This window comes from Streptomyces sp. NPDC048590 (assembly GCF_043199535.1).
Classification (GTDB): domain Bacteria; phylum Actinomycetota; class Actinomycetes; order Streptomycetales; family Streptomycetaceae; genus Streptomyces.
The window spans coordinates 926,892-943,205 of record NZ_JBICWC010000001.1; the positions used below are offsets into that span (position 1 = coordinate 926,892).

The 16,314-nt window shown below is 71.2% G+C and carries 10 protein-coding genes; 7 read left to right on the forward strand and 3 right to left on the reverse strand.

Annotation, left to right across the window (positions count from 1 at the left end; genetic code table 11):
- Positions 1-442: 442 nt before the first annotated feature.
- Positions 443-1,231 (forward strand): putative protein N(5)-glutamine methyltransferase, encoded by a 789-nt coding sequence (locus tag ACGFNN_RS04065; RefSeq protein ID WP_393552707.1) that lies wholly within the window; start codon positions 443-445, stop codon positions 1,229-1,231.
- Positions 1,232-1,398: 167 nt separating this feature from the next.
- Complete coding sequence (locus ACGFNN_RS04070; protein ID WP_393552710.1) at positions 1,399-4,395, forward strand: bifunctional [glutamine synthetase] adenylyltransferase/[glutamine synthetase]-adenylyl-L-tyrosine phosphorylase; 2,997 nt, start codon at positions 1,399-1,401, stop codon at positions 4,393-4,395.
- A 105-nt stretch (positions 4,396-4,500) separates the two neighbouring features.
- Here the strand turns inward: ACGFNN_RS04070 and ACGFNN_RS04075 are convergent, their stop codons facing one another.
- From ACGFNN_RS04075 to ACGFNN_RS04085, 3 genes are all read right to left on the reverse strand, one after another.
- Positions 4,501-7,626, reverse strand: coding sequence for a discoidin domain-containing protein (locus ACGFNN_RS04075; protein WP_393552712.1), 3,126 nt, complete (start codon positions 7,624-7,626; stop codon positions 4,501-4,503).
- A gap of 144 nt (positions 7,627-7,770) precedes the next feature.
- Positions 7,771-8,658 carry a phosphatase PAP2 family protein gene (locus ACGFNN_RS04080; RefSeq protein ID WP_393552923.1) on the reverse strand — a complete coding sequence of 296 codons (888 nt, stop codon included), beginning with the start codon at positions 8,656-8,658 and terminating at the stop codon, positions 7,771-7,773.
- Positions 8,659-8,845: 187 nt separating this feature from the next.
- Positions 8,846-9,877 carry a LacI family DNA-binding transcriptional regulator gene (locus ACGFNN_RS04085; protein ID WP_393552714.1) on the reverse strand — a complete coding sequence of 344 codons (1,032 nt, stop codon included), beginning with the start codon at positions 9,875-9,877 and terminating at the stop codon, positions 8,846-8,848.
- A 361-nt stretch (positions 9,878-10,238) separates the two neighbouring features.
- Here ACGFNN_RS04085 and ACGFNN_RS04090 point away from each other — a divergent pair, with 361 nt between their 5' ends.
- The 5 genes from ACGFNN_RS04090 to ACGFNN_RS04110 all read left to right on the forward strand — a co-directional run bounded on the left by ACGFNN_RS04090 (position 10,239) and on the right by ACGFNN_RS04110 (position 16,296).
- Positions 10,239-11,510 (forward strand): extracellular solute-binding protein, encoded by a 1,272-nt coding sequence (locus tag ACGFNN_RS04090; protein ID WP_393552716.1) that lies wholly within the window; start codon positions 10,239-10,241, stop codon positions 11,508-11,510.
- A gap of 21 nt (positions 11,511-11,531) precedes the next feature.
- Entirely contained in the window at positions 11,532-12,548 is a 1,017-nt protein-coding gene (locus ACGFNN_RS04095) for a sugar ABC transporter permease (protein WP_362552564.1), read from the forward strand.
- A complete protein-coding gene (locus ACGFNN_RS04100; protein WP_362670296.1) occupies positions 12,545-13,423 on the forward strand; it encodes a carbohydrate ABC transporter permease in 879 nt (292 codons plus the stop codon). Before ACGFNN_RS04095 ends, ACGFNN_RS04100 begins: the two co-directional genes overlap by 4 nt.
- Positions 13,424-13,525: 102 nt before the next feature.
- The gene (locus ACGFNN_RS04105; protein WP_393552719.1) at positions 13,526-15,253 is read left to right on the forward strand and encodes a glycoside hydrolase family 13 protein; all 1,728 of its coding nucleotides are present in this window, start codon (positions 13,526-13,528) and stop codon (positions 15,251-15,253) included.
- Positions 15,238-16,296, forward strand: coding sequence for a LacI family DNA-binding transcriptional regulator (locus ACGFNN_RS04110; RefSeq protein WP_393552721.1), 1,059 nt, complete (start codon positions 15,238-15,240; stop codon positions 16,294-16,296). The genes ACGFNN_RS04105 and ACGFNN_RS04110 overlap by 16 nt, the downstream gene beginning before the upstream one ends.
- Positions 16,297-16,314 lie beyond the last annotated feature (18 nt).

Sequence of the window (16,314 nt, forward strand, 5' to 3'; positions counted from 1 at the left end):
GAGAGGGGGCAGGGGTGGCAACGGCCCGGTCGTCACCAGCTCAGGTTGGCCCTTCTTGACCTCTCCGGAAGGCGCGGCACGGTGCGCCAATGGGGTCGGAAGGGCGGAAATCGGCCAGTTGACGGCGCGCGGGCAAGGCTGCGCAACAGGCGCTTTTGGTCAGTTTCGATTCAATCTTCGAAACATTCGAAGGGGATTGGGGGCTGGTCGGGTGTGCCGAGTGAACCGAACGCCCCTGGGAGCCGCCCCTGGTCTCCGTCGTGCACGGATGCCGCCCGCCCGTGCTCGTCGGGTATGGTGATGCGTCCCGAGACCGGGATCGACCAAGGAGGTGAGACCCATTACCGCTTCAGCAGGCTGGGCGCTCACCCCTCGCCGTCGCGTGGCCGTAGGGGCCTGAGCGATCGCGGAGCGCTCATCGGTTTCCCGAAAGGCTCCGTGCGTGTCACTCTCCGAATCCTCCCTCAGTCCGTCCACGATCGTCGCCGAACTACGCGCCGCAGGCTGCGTCTTCGCCGAGGACGAGGCCCAACTCCTGCTCTCCACCGCGAGCGGCCCCGCAGCACTCGCCGCCATGGTCGAACGCCGGGTGGCCGGGCTTCCCCTCGAACACGTCCTGGGATGGGCCGAGTTCTGCGGACTGCGTATCGCGGTCGACCCGGGGGTCTTCGTGCCCCGCCGCCGTACCGAGTTCCTGGTCCGCCAGGCCCTGGCGCTGGCACCCGCCCGCGCGGTGGTGGTCGACCTCTGCTGCGGCAGCGGCGCGCTCGGCATGGCACTGGTCTCCTCACTGGAGGAGGCCGAACTCCACGCGTCCGACGTGGAGCCGGCCGCCGTACGCTGCGCCCGCCGCAACGTGGGCCCGCGCGGAACGGTCTACGAGGGCGACCTCTACGCACCCCTTCCGCCCACCCTGCGCGGCAGGGTCGACGTCCTCCTCGCCAACGTCCCGTACGTGCCGACGGGTGACGTCGAGCTCCTGCCCGCCGAGGCGCGGGTGCACGAGCCGCGCGTGGCCCTCGACGGCGGCGGGGACGGGCTCGACGTGCTGCGCCGGGTCCTCGCGGAGGCCCCCGGCTGGCTGGCCCCCGGCGGCAGCCTGCTGGTCGAGACGAGCGAGCGGCAGGCGGAGCGCGCCGAGGAGACGGTGGGGAGCGGAGGGCTCGCCGCGCGCGTCGTCGCCTCGGAGGAGCTGTACGCCACCGTCGTCATCGGGACCATGCCGCGGTAGCTGAGGGCTGTCCCGCCTCACCGGGGCCGGCGGCCGGGTGGGGAACGGCCGGAAGCGGGGCGCACGACACGGTCCGGCACAGGCACCCCCGCCCGCCGCTCCGGATTCACCGGTACGGGCTAGGCTCGAAGAGCGGGTATGTGTGATCGGCGGGCAGGAGACACGGGATGACGACGGTGCCGGGACGCAGAAGCAGTACGTTCACACGCCTGCTGCGGCACGGTTTCACCGACCCCTCGGCCGCCGAGCGGCTGCTGGATCTCCCGGAGCTCGCCTCCGTACGCTCCGATCCCGTCCTCTTCGACGCCCTCGGGGCGACCGCGGACCCGGATCTGGCCCTGCACAGCCTCGTACGGCTCGTGGAGGCCGAGGAGGCGGCCGAGCGGCAGATCCTGCTGGACACGCTCGTCACGGCCAAGCCCCTCCGCGACCGGCTCCTCGGGGCCCTCGGCGCCTCCGAGGCGCTCGGGGACCATCTGGCGCGGCACCCGCGTGACTGGCAGGTGCTGGTCACCTACGAGGCCACCGACCTGCACCCCGGCGTCCCCGAGTTCGAGCACATGCTCTCCGACGCGGTGGATCCCGACTCCCTGCGGGCCGCCTACCGGAGGTCACTGCTGTCGATAGCGGCACGCGACGTGTGCGGGACGACGGACGTCGCCCAGGTCGCCGCCGAGCTGGCCGACCTGGCGACGGCGACCCTCCGGGCAGCGCTCGCCATAGCGCGGGCCGACGCACCCGCCGACGCCGCGCGGTGCCGGCTCGCCGTCATCGCGATGGGCAAGTGCGGCGGGCACGAGCTGAACTACGTCTCGGACGTCGACGTCATCTTCGTCGGCGAACCCCTCGACGGCGCGGAGGAGAGCGCCGCGCTGCAGGCCGCGACCCGGCTCGCCGCGCACATGATGCGGATCTGCTCCGACACCACCGTCGAGGGCACCATCTGGCCCGTCGACGCCAACCTCCGCCCCGAGGGCCGCAACGGCCCCCTGGTGCGGACGCTGAGTTCCCACCTCGCCTACTACCAGCGCTGGGCCAAGACCTGGGAGTTCCAGGCCCTGCTCAAGGCGCGGCCGGTCGCCGGTGACCCCGAGCTCGGAGCGGCGTACGTCGAGGCGCTCTCCCCGCTGGTGTGGCAGGCCGCAGAGCGGGAGAACTTCGTCGCCGACGTGCAGAAGATGCGCCGCAGGGTCGTCGACAACATCCCCGCCGACCGCGTCGACCGCGAGCTCAAACTCGGCCCCGGTGGGCTCCGGGACGTCGAGTTCGCCGTCCAGCTGCTCCAGCTCGTCCACGGCCGCAGCGACAGTACCCTGCACTCCGGGTCCACGCTGGAAGCCCTGAAGGCCCTCGCCGACGGCGGATACGTCGGGCGCGCGGACGCGGCGCAGCTGGACGAGGCGTATCGCTTCCTGCGCTCCATGGAGCACCGCATCCAGCTCTACCGGCTGCGCCGCACTCACCTGGTGCCCGAGGAAGACTCCGACCTGCGCAGGCTCGGGCGTTCCCTCGGCCTGCGCACCGACCCGGTCGCCGAGCTCAACAGGGCCTGGCGGCGCCACGCCTCCGTCGTGCGCAGGCTGCACGAGAAGCTCTTCTACCGGCCGCTCCTGGACGCGGTCGCCCAGCTCGCCCCCGGCGAGAGCAGACTCAGCGCCAGGGCCGCCGTCGTCCGGCTGGAAGCCCTCGGTTACGCCGATCCCGCCGCCGCGCTGCGCCACCTGGAGGCCCTCTCGTCGGGCGTGTCCCGGAAGGCCGCGATCCAGCGCACCCTGCTGCCCGTGCTGCTCGGCTGGTTCGCGGACTCCGCCGATCCGGACGCCGGGCTCCTCGGCTTCCGGCAGGTGTCCGACGCCCTCGGCAAGACCCCGTGGTACCTGCGACTGCTGCGCGACGAGGGGGCCGCGGCCGAGAACCTCGCCCGCGTCCTGTCCGCCGGCCGGCTCGCCCCCGACCTGCTGATGCGGGCCCCCGAGGCGGTCGCCATCCTCGGCGACCCGGAAGGTCTCAAGCCGCGCACCCGGGAGCACCTGGAGCAGGAAGTCCTGGCCGCCGTCGGCCGCGCCCCCGGCGCCGAGGCTGCGGTCGCCGTCGCACGCGGGGTACGGCGCCGTGAGCTGTTCCGGACGACCGCGGCCGACCTCATCGGTTCGTACGGCACCGAGGAGAACCCGGCCGAGCCCGACCCCGGTGCCCTCGTCGACCGGGTCGGTTCCGCGGTCACCGACCTGAACGCCGCCACCCTCTCCGGGGCGTTGCGCGCCGCCGTCCGCGCGCGGTGGGGCGACACACTGCCGACCCGGTTCGCGGTGATCGGCATGGGCCGCTTCGGGGGACACGAACTGGGCTACGGCTCCGACGCGGACCTCCTCTTCGTGCACGAACCGCGCGAGGGGGTCGCCGACGAGGAGGCGACCCGGGCGGCCAACACCGTCATCACGGAGATGCGCAGACTCCTGGAACTGCCGACCGCGGACCCGCCCCTCCTGATAGACGCGGATCTGCGACCCGAGGGGAAGACCGGGCCGATGGTCCGCACCCTGAAGTCGTACGCCGCCTACTACCGGCGCTGGTCACTGGTCTGGGAGAGCCAGGCACTGCTGCGCGCCGAGCCGATGGCCGGGGACGAGCAGCTGGGCCGCGCCTTCGTCGAGCTGATCGACCCGCTGCGGTACCCGGTGGAGGGACTCGGCGACGACGCGGTACGGGAGATCCGGAGGCTCAAGGCGCGGATGGAGTCGGAACGCATGCCGCGCGGCGCCGACCCCACGCTCCACACCAAGCTGGGGCGCGGCGGGCTGAGCGATGTCGAGTGGACGGTACAGCTGATGCAGATGCAGCACGGCTGGGCCGAGCCGGGCCTGCGGACGACGCGGACCAGGCAGGCCCTCGCGGCCGCCTGCGCGGCGGATCTGATCCCGGTGGAGGAGGCCCAGACGCTGGACGAGGCGTGGGTGCTCGCCTCGCGGGTGCGCAACGCGGTGATGCTCGTACGAGGGCGGCCCGGCGACACCTTCCCCTCCAACCCGCGGGAACTCACGGCTGTCGGGCGCTATCTCGGCTACGAGCCGGGGCACGTCGGCGACATGCTGGACGACTACCGGCGGATCACCCGGCGGGCCCGCGCGGTCGTGGAGGAACGCTTCTACGGTGCGGCTTCCTGACGCCCCGGCAGCGGATCGCCCGGCTTCCCGGGCTGGGCCTGCGGCGCGGACGACGGAGCGGAACTCCCCCTACGGGAAGGGGAGTTCCACTGCTGTCGGCCGGTCTCAGCGCACGGTGAGGCGGGTCAGCCGGGCGTCGCCCCTCCGGCCCGCGTCCGTTGACAGCGCCACGTACCGGGCGGTGCCGTCCGTCGTGAGCTGCCGGGTCCTGCCGTGCCCCGTCGGCCGCCCCGCCGGGGTGTAGGTCAGACCGTCGGCGCTGAACTCCGCCTCCAGCGACGGGATCCGGCCGCCGGTCCACTCGGTGCGGATCTCCCGGACCGGGTGCTCGGCGCCGAGGTCGACGACCATCCGGCCGTCCGGGCCGGGCGTCCAGGACGTGTGCGGGTCACCGTCGACCGCCGCGGAGGGGGCCGACATCCCGGGCGGCAGCGGCGCGTTCGGGAAGACCGCGGCGCCCAGGGCGAGATCGTCCAGGGGGTAGGCCTCGGCACCGCGCAGGGTGACGGTGGTGGTGCGCCCCGCACGGACCACCGCGACCTCGCTGTGCCCCTGGCCGGTCACCCGTACCCCGCAGGACGGACCGGTCAGCCGCAGGGTGGCGGCGTCGACGACCTCCGCCCGCAGACCGGCGGGCAGCCGCCCTCCGTACGCGGGCGCCAGCACCATCCGCGGGGCCAGCAGCTCGGCCGTCGAGGCGTCGAGCGAGGCATCGAGGACGCTGCCGTCGGAAGTCAGGGTCTGGCGTCCGCCGAAGAGAACCCTGCGCGAGCCGGACCCCGGAACGGCGATCCGTGTCGTGACCGGCTGGTCGGACAGGTTGAACAGGCTGAGGTGATCCTCCGTCAGAGCCGCTCGTACGCGGTCGTCCTCGGCCTTCGGGGCGTCACTGCGGGCGAGGTCCCGGAGTTCGTCCGCGGACGCGGCGGGGTAGCCCTCAACCAGCAGTGGCGCTGCCGGACCGTCGCCGAGGACGATCGTGTCGCCGTACACCGTGATCGGAAGCTCCGATCCCCGCACCACCAGGCCGGCCCGTCCGTCGATGTCCAGCCACCCGCCGCGGCTGGAGACGTCCGGCTCCGGCCAGGCGGCGAGGTCCGTCCACCGCACGCCGTCCGCCGAGCCCTGCACGGTGTAGGCGCGTCCGGCCGCGGCCTCCCAGCGGAGGGTGACCCGGTCCACCGCACGCGGCGAACCGAGGTCGACGGCGATCCAGCTGTCCGCCCGGGGCCGGTCCGTCTTCGAAACGGCCCACCGTGTGGTGGGCCTGCCGTCGACCGCCAGAGCCGGCTCCTTGCCCGGGTCGTACGAGGACGCCGTCGCCGTACCGCCCGTGGCGAGGTCGGCGCCGTCGGCGCCGTCGCGGGCCTCGAAGGCGTAGAGGGAGTAGCCGTACGCGGGGTCCGGCAGCGCACCGGTCATACGCAGATGCCTGACCTCCGTCCTCGCGAAGGTGACGTCGTCCACGCGCGGAGCGGCGGCGGCCTGGCCGGAGTCCCGCGCGGCCACGGTGGCACCGCCCTCCGCGAAGCGGTAGACGCGGGAGCCCGTCAGGCCGGCCATCCCCGGCATGGTGAGGTTGTGGATCTCCAGGTGTCCCTCGCCGGCCGCGACACCGGTGGTCGCGTAGACGACGGCCCCCGAGGGCAGGGTGGTCAGGCCCGCCTGCCCCGTGTTCAGACGGACGACGGTGGCGCTGCCGTCGAAGCCGTCGCGAAGCCTGCTGTACGTGCGCACCCGCCGGCCGGTCACCTGCGCCGCGGTGCTCGGCAGGAACATGGGGCTCGCCCCGCTGAGCCGGAAGAGCCAGTCGTCATGAGCCGGCTGCCAGGCGAACTTCACGAACCCGGCCTTGGTGACCGCCCCCGCCCACGCCCCCGCCGACTGGTGGGACACCAGCCCGGGACCGCTGCCGAAGTCGGTGACACCCGAGGCGTGTTCGAACAGCTCCCGCGAGGACATCGGCCGCACCGCACGGCCCCGCTCCGCCGCCCAGAGATGCAGCAGATAGCTGATGGCCAGCTCCGCACGCGCCTCCGGTTCGTACTTCGGCTCGCCGGAGAACTTCGCCAGACGGTACTCCGGCGGGTACTTCTGGTACGCCTCCAGCCGCTCGGCGAGGGCCACCTCCGCCCGGGCCGCCGCACGGTCACCGGTCACCTGCGCGAGGAAGGCGAGCGGGATGACGTCGCGGCCGTAGAGGTGCTCCCGGTCGGCGACCATCGGCATCAGCGGCTCGCCGGCGTCACTCATCACCCCGAGCAGGGTGCGCCACAGCGGCCCGGCGTTCGGCTGGTCCGTGAGGACCTGGGGCATCGGACGTCCGGCGGCCATGAAGTGCGCGGCGTTGCGCCCGGACGTGCGCCACAGCTCCTCCTGGTAGTGCGGCCCGAAGGAACCGTGGTTCTCGACGATGAAGGTGTCGTACAGATTGCGGGCGGTGTTCCCGGAGACGGGCAGGCCGTCGACGAGCGCCGGGTTCACGAGGTCGGCCTGGGGCAGACCCGCCTCGTTGCGCGACCAGGTGCCGAACGCCTTCTCCCAGTCGGCGTGCCGCGGGTCGTCGGCGCCCCAGGCCAGCCCGGGGGCCAGGGACTGCGCGTAGACGCCCATCTCCTCCAGCTTGGTGTCGCCGACATGGCCGCCGAGCAGACCGTCCGGGCTCCAGTCGCCGGAGTCCGGGTCGTCCGCCGCGCCCAGGCCCGTCGTGTGGGCGGCCTGCTCGCGCGCGATCGTGTCCACATGGGCCCGGGTGGTCTCGTCGAGCTCGTCCCAGAGCAGCCGGGCGGCCAGGACGAAGTAGAGCTGGAAGGTGGTGTCGAAGAAGAGCTTGCGGCCCCACTGGGTGCCGCCGGTGAGCCGGTTGGACGCGGCGAAGTGCTGGATCGTGGCTATGGTCCGCGAGCGCAGCGTCGCCTCGTCGACCCCGGCGCGCTCACCGTCGTAGCTGCCACGTGTGAGCAGGACCGCGTTGCCGAGCACCACGGCGAAGCCGAAGTCCTTGTCCGTGTAGTAGCCGCGGGTCGCGTCCCACTGCGTCTCGGACCAGTGGGTGTGGTTCAGCAGGACGCGGTAGTACGTCTCCGCGATGCTGTCGGGCGCCGCACCCGGGCGCTCCTGGGCGCTCGCGGTCCCGTCGCCGAGAGTGACGGGGACGGTCGCCGCGAGGGCGGCTGCGCCGAGGATCTGGACGAACCGGCGGCGGTCCACGGAGAAGGGTGCATCGGGCACGCTGGGCGCCTTTCAGTAAGACAACGTTGTCAAACGGATGACCGAGATTCTTCGTCCGGAATGGTCCTTGCGTCAAGAGGCAGGCCGGGGGAGGGCGGCCGGAGCCGGCCTGCCGCCGGAGCCGAGGGATCCGGCAGGGGCGCTCTACGGGCGCGGGGCCGGTGCGGACGCCGCGGTCCCCTCCGTCGCCGCACCGCCCTCGGTGGCCCGGCCCGAGGCCGGGCGGGGGCGCAGTGGCCGCGAGGCGCGCAGCGCGGTCAGCCGGCCTCGTGCCGCGGTGATCCGCCGGGGGAGCCGGTGGGGCATGGAGCCGTACCAGGCGAACGAGACGGCCGCGCCGAACGCCAGGCACGCCACGCCGCCGACGGCGTCCAGCCAGAAGTGGTTGGCCGTCGCCACGATCACCACCAGTGTGGCCATGGGGTACAGGGCGCCGAGGATGCGCGCCCAGGGCGCGGTGGCCAGGGCGCAGATGGTCAGACCGCACCACATGGACCAGCCGATGTGCATGGACGGCATCGCCGCGTACTGGTTCGACATGTGCTTGAAGTTGCCCGAGGCCATCGAGCCCCACGTCTGGTGCAGCATCACCGTGTCGATGAAGGCGCCGCCGTTCATCAGCCGGGGCGGTGCCAGCGGGAACAGGTAGTAGCCGAGCAGGGCCACCGCCGTGGTGGCGAAAAGAATCAGACGGGTGGCGGCGTAACGACCCGGATGGCGCCTGAAGAGCCAGATCAGCACGCCGATGGTCACCACGAAGTGGAGTGTCGCGTAGTAGTAGTTCATCGACACGATCAGCCATGTGACCGAGTTGACGGCCCGGTTGACCGTTTCCTCGAAGGCCAGACCCACGGCGTGTTCGAGGGACCAGATCAGGTCGGCGTTGCGCAGGGCCGCGGTCTTCTGCTCGGGCACGGCGTTGCGCACCAGCGAGTAGAGCCAGTAACTGACCGCGATCAGCAGGATTTCGAACCAGAGACGCGGCCGGCGCGGCGAGCGCAGGGAGCTGAGGGAGGGGAGTCGCGGGCGCATGCGTGACAGGGAGATCGCTTTCGTGGAACGGGACACCGTCGAGCCGTCCGCGACGGGTGACGGGGTGGCCGCCGTGCGGTCTTCCTCTGTGGTCACGTGCGATTCACCCATAGGCGCAGAGTCTGCCAGATACGTCCCCCTCCGCCCGATGATCCTCCGGTAGGTCTCGGGTCGCACATCATGTACGTCACCGACGGGTGCCGGGCCCGGAGCCGGAGGCGGTTGAACCCCGTACGACGAGCTCGGGCATGAACACGAACTCGCTGTGCGGAGCGGGCGTGCCGCCGATCTCCTCCAGCAGGGTGCGTACGGCGGCCTGTCCCATCGCTGTCACCGGCTGCCGGATCGTGGTCAGCGGCGGGTCGGTGAACGCTATGAGCGGGGAGTCGTCGTACCCGACCACCGAGAGGTCGCGCGGCACCTCCATCCCGAGCCTCCGGGCGGCCCGGATCGCTCCGAGGGCCATCATGTCGCTCGCGCAGACCACGGCGGTGCAGCCCCGCTCCATGAGCGCCGACGCCGCCGCCTGACCGCCCTCCAGCGTGTACAGGGAGTGCTGGACCAGCTCCTCCACCTCGTCCGAGGTGAGGCCGAGCTGCTCCCGCATCGAGCCGTGGAAGCCCTCTATCTTGCGGAGCACCGGCACGAAGCGCTTCGGCCCGACCGCCAGGCCGATGCGCTGGTGGCCCAGAGCCACCAGGTGGGTCACCGCCAGCCGCATCGCAGCCCGGTCGTCGGGCGAGATGAATGGGGCCTGCACCTTGGGGGAGAAGCCGTTGACCAGGACGAACGGCACGCCCTGGGCGCGCAGCTGCTCGTAGCGCTGCATGTCGGCGGAGGTGTCGGCGTGCAGTCCGGAGACGAAGATGATGCCGGAGACCCCGCGGTCGACGAGCATCTCGGTGAGCTCGTCCTCGGTGGACCCGCCGGGCGTCTGGGTCGCCAGCACCGGCGTGTAGCCCTGCCTGGTGAGTGCCTGACCGATCACCTGCGCCAGCGCCGGGAAGATCGGGTTCTCCAGCTCGGGAGTGATCAGGCCGACGAGGCCGGCGCTTCGCCGGCGCAAGCGCACGGGGCGTTCGTAACCGAGGACGTCGAGCGCCGCGAGGACGGATTCGCGGGTGGCCGCTGCGACACCGGGCTTGCCGTTCAGTACGCGGCTGACCGTCGCTTCGCTGACCCCCGCCTGAGTTGCGATATCGGCAAGCCGTGCGGTCATGGCACTGGACTGTACCGGGCGCGTGTCGGATTGCCCACCATGCACGGGATTCAGGCAGTCCGCCCCCCGCCCCTCCTGCGGACAGCGAGGTGACGGCAACATCTTGCAAGAGCTTGCGGGCGGGTTTTCGGATGCCCTGATCTGATCGTCGTACCGCCCGTACATGGGTCCTGGCCTGGAGCGGGACGGTGGATCGGTCCGTCGTCAAGTGGCTTGACGGCAACCTTGAGGACACGCCAATGTAACGATCGCCGGAGCTTGCAGAAATCTTCCGCAAGGTCTTTCGGTCGTCTTTCATCCTTGTTACGTTCACGTCGACCCGGCGCCGCGACGGAGCGGTACGGCAGTTGAAGGAGTTCAGATGCGACGTGGCATAACGGCCACCGCCCTGGTCGCGACCCTGGCGCTCGCGGCGACCGCTTGCGGAAGCGACGAGGAGACCGGCGAGGGCAAGAGCTCGGGCGAGCTCTCCGGCACGGTCACCTGGTGGGACACCTCGACCGTGGGCAGCGAGGACAAGGTCTTCAAGAAGATCGCCGAGGGCTTCGAGAAGGAACACCCGAAGGTCGACGTCAAGTACGTCAACGTGCCCTTCGGCGAGGCGCAGAACAAGTTCAAGAACGCCGCCCAGTCCGGGTCGGGCGCCCCTGACGTGATCCGCTCGGAGGTCGCCTGGACCCCCGAGTTCGCCGACCTCGGCTACCTCGCGCCGCTGGACGGCACCGCGGCGCTGAAGGACCAGGACGACTTCCTGGAGCAGGCCGCCGCCTCCACGAAGTACAAGGACAAGACCTACGCGGTGCCCCAGGTCATCGACTCCATGGGCATCTTCTACAACAAGAAGATCTTCGCCGACGCCGGTGTCGAGGTCCCCAAGACCATCGCCGAGCTGAAGACCGTCTCCGAGAAGATCAAGAAGAAGACCGGCAAGACCGGCCTCTACCTGCGCGGTGACGACGCCTACTGGTTCCTGTCCTTCCTCTACGGCGAGGGCGGCGACCTCGTCGACGCCAAGTCCAAGACCGTCACGGTGGACAAGCCCGAGGGCGTCAAGGCATTCGAGACCGTCAAGGACCTCGTCGACAGCGGCGCGGCCAAGACCGACGCCACCGACGGCTGGGAGAACATGCAGTCGTCGTTCAAGGACGGCAAGGTCGCGATGATGATCAACGGCCCCTGGGCCGTCGCCGACACCCTGACCGGCAAGGAGTTCACCGACAAGGCGAACCTGGGCATCGCCCCGGTGCCGGCCGGCTCGGCCGCACAGGGCGCCCCGCAGGGCGGCCACAACCTCGCGGTGTACGCGGGCTCCAAGAACCTCGACGCCTCCTACGCCTTCGTCGACTACATGACCTCGGTGCAGTCCCAGGCGCAGACCGCCGGTGAGCTGAACCTGCTCCCGACCCGCACCTCGGCGTACGCCAAGCAGGAGGCCGTGGACAGCGAGATCGTCCAGTTCTTCAAGCCCGTCGTCGAGACCGCCGTCGAGCGCCCCTGGATCCCGGAGACCGGCAGCCTCTTCGCGCCGCTCGTCACCGAGTACACCAAGGTCCTCACCGGCCAGACCACGCCGGAGAAGGCCGCCTCGGCGACCGGCGACTCCTACCGCAAGCTCCTCAAGGGCTGGAAGTAACCCAGGAAGGCAGGCCGGCTGATGGCTGTCCACACCAGCCAGTCGGTGGCGAAGGCCGCGGGCGACGACGTCGCCCGCGGCCGGAGCCGCGGTACTGGTCAATCCGCACCACCGAGCAAGCTCCGGCGGGCCCTCTCGGTCCACTGGTACGCCTGGGCCATGGTCGCCCCGGTCGTGATCGTGATCGGCGTGATCATCGGCTATCCGCTGGTCCGCGGCATCTACCTGTCGCTGACCGACGCCAATGAGCGCAACGTCGCACGGTCCATCGGTGTCAACGAACTCCCCGCGACCTACGAGTTCGTGGGAGTCGACAACTACGTCGACGCGCTGACGGGCAGCCAGTTCCTCGGCACGCTCGGCTGGACGCTGGTGTGGACGGTCTCCTGCGTGGGCATCACCTTCTGCCTGGGCATGGCGCTCGCCAACATCCTCAACCGCCGCATCGCGGGGCGCTCCGCGTACCGCATGGCCCTCATCCTTCCGTGGGCCATCCCCGGCTTCGTCTCCGTCTTCGCCTGGCGCTTCCTCTACAACGAGGACCGCGGGCTGCTCAACAAGGTCCTCGGCGGCGCCGGCATCGACGGCATACCCTGGCTGAACGACCCCACCTGGGCGAAGTTCTCCGTCATCGCCGTCAATGTCTGGCTCGGCGTCCCCTTCATGATGGTCGCCCTGCTCGGCGGACTCCAGTCGATCCCGTCGGAGCAGTACGAGGCCGCGGAGATGGACGGCGCCACCGCCTGGCAGCGCTTCCGCCACATCACGCTCCCCGGACTGCGCCCGGTCTCCACCACGGTCATCCTGCTGTCGACCATCTGGACCTTCAACATGTTCCCGGTGATCTTCCTGCTGACCCGCGGCGGACCCGGCGAGGCCACCCAGATCCTGGTCACCCAGGCGTACAAATTCTCCTTCGAGATCAGCCCGCGCGACTTCGCGCAGTCCTCCACCTGGGGCGTGCTGATCCTCGTACTCCTGATGCTCTTCGCCGTGGTGTACCGGCGAGTGCTCCGCACCCAGGGAGACAACTGGTGACCACCGTCACGGCCCCCACCGCCCGGCACTCCGCCCGCACGCCCCGGCGTCGCGGCGAGCGCTCGCCCCTCGCCTCCGTGGCCCTGCACCTCACCCTGATCATCGCCTCGGTGATCGCGGTCTTCCCGGTGCTCTGGGTCCTGCTGACCTCGCTGAAGCCCGCCAAGTTCGCCACGACGACGGACTTCTTCAAAGAGACGACGTTCGAGAACTACACGAACCTGATCAAGGACACCGAGTTCCTGACCTGGTTCGGGAACTCCGTGATCATCGCGGGGCTCTCCACCGTCATCGGGGTGTTCGTCTCCGCCACCACCGGATACGCCGTCAGCCGCTTCCGCTTCCCCGGCAAGCGCGGGCTGATGTGGACGCTGCTGATCACCCAGATGTTCCCGGTCGCCGTCCTCATCGTGCCGATCTACAACATCATGTCGAGCATCGGCCTGCTCAACCAGCCGGCCGGCCTCGTCATCACCTACCTCACCATCTCGGTGCCGTTCTGCGCCTGGATGATGAAGGGCTTCTTCGACACGATCCCCCACGAGATCGACGAGTCGGGACAGGTCGACGGGCTCACCCCGTTCGGCACGTTCTGGCGGCTCATCCTGCCGCTCGCCAAGCCCGGACTCGCCGTCACCGCCTTCTACTCCTTCATCACCGCCTGGGGCGAGGTGGCCTACGCCTCCGCCTTCATGGTCGGGGACGAGAACCTCACCCTGGCCGGCGGGCTGCAGAAGTTCGTCAACCAGTACGGCGCCCAGTGGGGCCCGATGACCGCGGCGTCCGTGCTCATCGCGATCCCCGCCGCACTCGTCTTCCTCTTCGCGCAGAAGCACCTGGTCACCGGCATGTCCGCCGGAGCCGTCAAGGGCTGACACCCCTCACCCGTACGCCCGCACGCACCATCACGGCAGCCTGCCGGAACCCTGACCCGGTCCCGGCGGGCCGCTCCCTCCCAGACACCCCACAGGGACGACATGACCCAGCACCTCGCTGCCCCCTCCACCGGCACGTCCGACGACGCCCCGGGCCACCGCACCGGCTGGTGGCAGGACGCGGTGATCTACCAGGTCTATCCGCGGAGCTTCGCCGACGGCAACGGCGACGGCATGGGCGACCTCGCGGGCGTCACCGCCCGGCTCCCGTACCTCAGGGACCTCGGTGTCGACGCCGTCTGGCTCAGCCCCTTCTACGCCTCCCCGCAGGCCGACGCCGGCTACGACGTCGCCGACTACCGGGCCATCGACCCGATGTTCGGCACGCTCCTCGACGCCGACGAGCTGATCCGCGAGGCCCACCTGCTCGGGCTGCGCATCATCGTCGACCTGGTGCCCAACCACTCCTCAGACCAGCACGAGTGGTTCAAGCGCGCGCTCGCCGAGGGCCCCGGATCGGCCCTGCGGGAGCGCTACCACTTCCGCCCCGGCAAGGGTGCCGACGGCGAACTCCCGCCCAACGACTGGGAGTCCATCTTCGGCGGCCCCGCCTGGACCCGTACCACCGACTCGGACGGCACGCCCGGCGAGTGGTACCTGCACCTCTTCGCCCCGGAGCAGCCCGACTTCAACTGGGAACACCCCGCCGTCGCCGACGAGTTCCGCTCCATCCTGCGCTTCTGGCTCGACATGGGCGTCGACGGCTTCCGTGTCGACGTCGCCCACGGCCTCGTCAAGGCGGAGGGCCTGCCCGACCTCGGGGCGCACGACCAGCTGAAGCTGCTGGGCAACGACGTCATGCCGTTCTTCGACCAGGACGGCGTGCACGAGATCTACCGCAGCTGGCGCACCATCCTCGACGAGTACCCCGATACCACGGGGCCCGAAGGGCCTTCGTCGGAAGGGCGGCGGCGGGTGACGGGCGGGCGTATTCTGGTCGCCGAGGCGTGGACGCCGACCGTCGAGCGCACCGCCAACTACGTGCGCCCCGACGAGATGCACCAGGCCTTCAACTTCCAGTACCTGTCGACCGCCTGGGACGCCGGCGAGCTGCGTACGGTCATCGACTCCTCGCTCGACGCCATGCGTCCGGTGGGCGCGCCCACCACCTGGGTGCTCTCCAACCACGACGTCACCCGCCACACCACCCGCTTCGCCAACCCGCCGGGCCTCGGCACCCAGCTCCGCACCCCCGGCGACCCGGTCCTCGGACTGCGCAGGGCGCGCGCGGCGACCCTGCTGATGCTGGCCCTGCCCGGTTCGGCGTACGTCTACCAGGGCGAGGAGCTCGGCCTGCCCGACGTCACCGACCTGCCCGACGAGGTGCGCCAGGACCCCTCGTACTTCCGCGCCGAGGGCCAGGACGGCTTCCGCGACGGCTGCCGCGTCCCGATCCCGTGGAGCCGCGAGGGCTCCTCGTACGGCTTCGGCGCCGGCGGCAGCTGGCTCCCGCAGCCCGCCGCCTGGGGGGCGCTCTCCGTCGAGGCGCAGACCGGCGTCGAGGGGTCCACCCTTGAGCTGTACCGGGCCGCGATCGCCGCCCGGCGCGAGCACCCGGGACTCGGCGCCGGCGCCGACGTGGAGTGGCTGGACGCCCCCGAGGGCGTGCTCGCCCTCGGCCGCCCGGGATTCGTCTGCACCGTCAACACCACCTCCGCTCCGGTGCGGATCGCCGTCCCCGGCACGCCGCTGCTCGCCAGCGGGCCCGTGGCCGTCGACGGTGCGACGGTCGAGCTACCCGCCGACACCACGGTGTGGTGGACGGTGTGACCGTCCCCGCACCGAGGACCGGGCCGGCGCTGCGCCTCTCCGACATCGCGGGCCAGGCCGCGGTCAGCGAGGCCACCGTCAGCCGGGTCCTCAACGGGAAGCAGGGCGTCGCGGACACCACGCGTCAGCGGGTGCTCGCGGCGCTCGACATCCTCGGCTACGAACGCCCCGTACGGCTGCGGCAGCGCAGCGCCGGACTGATCGGACTGGTGACACCCGAACTCACCAACCCGATCTTCCCGGCGTTCGCGCAGTCCGTGGAACAGGTGCTCGCCGGGCACGGCTACACACCCGTGCTCTGCACCCAGTTGCCCGGCGGCGCAACCGAGGACGAGCTCGTCGAGCAGCTCGTCGAGCGGGGTGTGGGCGGCATCGTCTTCCTGTCCGGACTCCACGCCGACACGGCCGCCGACCCGTCGCGCTACGCGGCCCTCGCCGAACGCGGCGTTCCGTTCGTCCTGATCAACGGCTACAACGAGCGCATCAGCGCGCCGTTCGTCTCGCCCGACGACCAGGCGGCCGTACGGATGGCCGTCAGCCACCTCGCGGAGCTGGGCCACCGGAGGATCGGCCTGGCGATCGGGCCGCAGCGCTACGTGCCCTCCCGGCGCAAGCGTGAGGGCTTCGTCGACGCCGCCGTGTCCGTCCTGGGCATGGGCCGCGAGGAGGCCGAACTCCTGGTGTGCTCCACACTGTTCAGTGTCGAGGGCGGCCAGGTGGCGGCGGGGGCGCTGCTCGACCAGGGCTGCACCGGCATCGTCTGCGGCAGTGACCTGATGGCGCTCGGCGTCGTCAGGGCGGCCCGGGGGAGGGGCCTCGACGTACCGCGTGACGTCTCCGTGGTCGGATTCGACGATTCGCAGCTGATCGCCTTCACCGACCCGCCGCTGACCACGGTCCGCCAGCCCGTGCAGGCCATGGCCTCGGCGGCGGTGGGCGCACTGCTGGAGGAGATCGCGGGCAGCCCGGTGCAGCGCACGGAGTACGTCTTCCAGCCGGAGCTGGTCGTACGGGGCTCGACCGCCGCGGTGCGGGGAGCGTGAGCCGACAGGCTGCGCGCT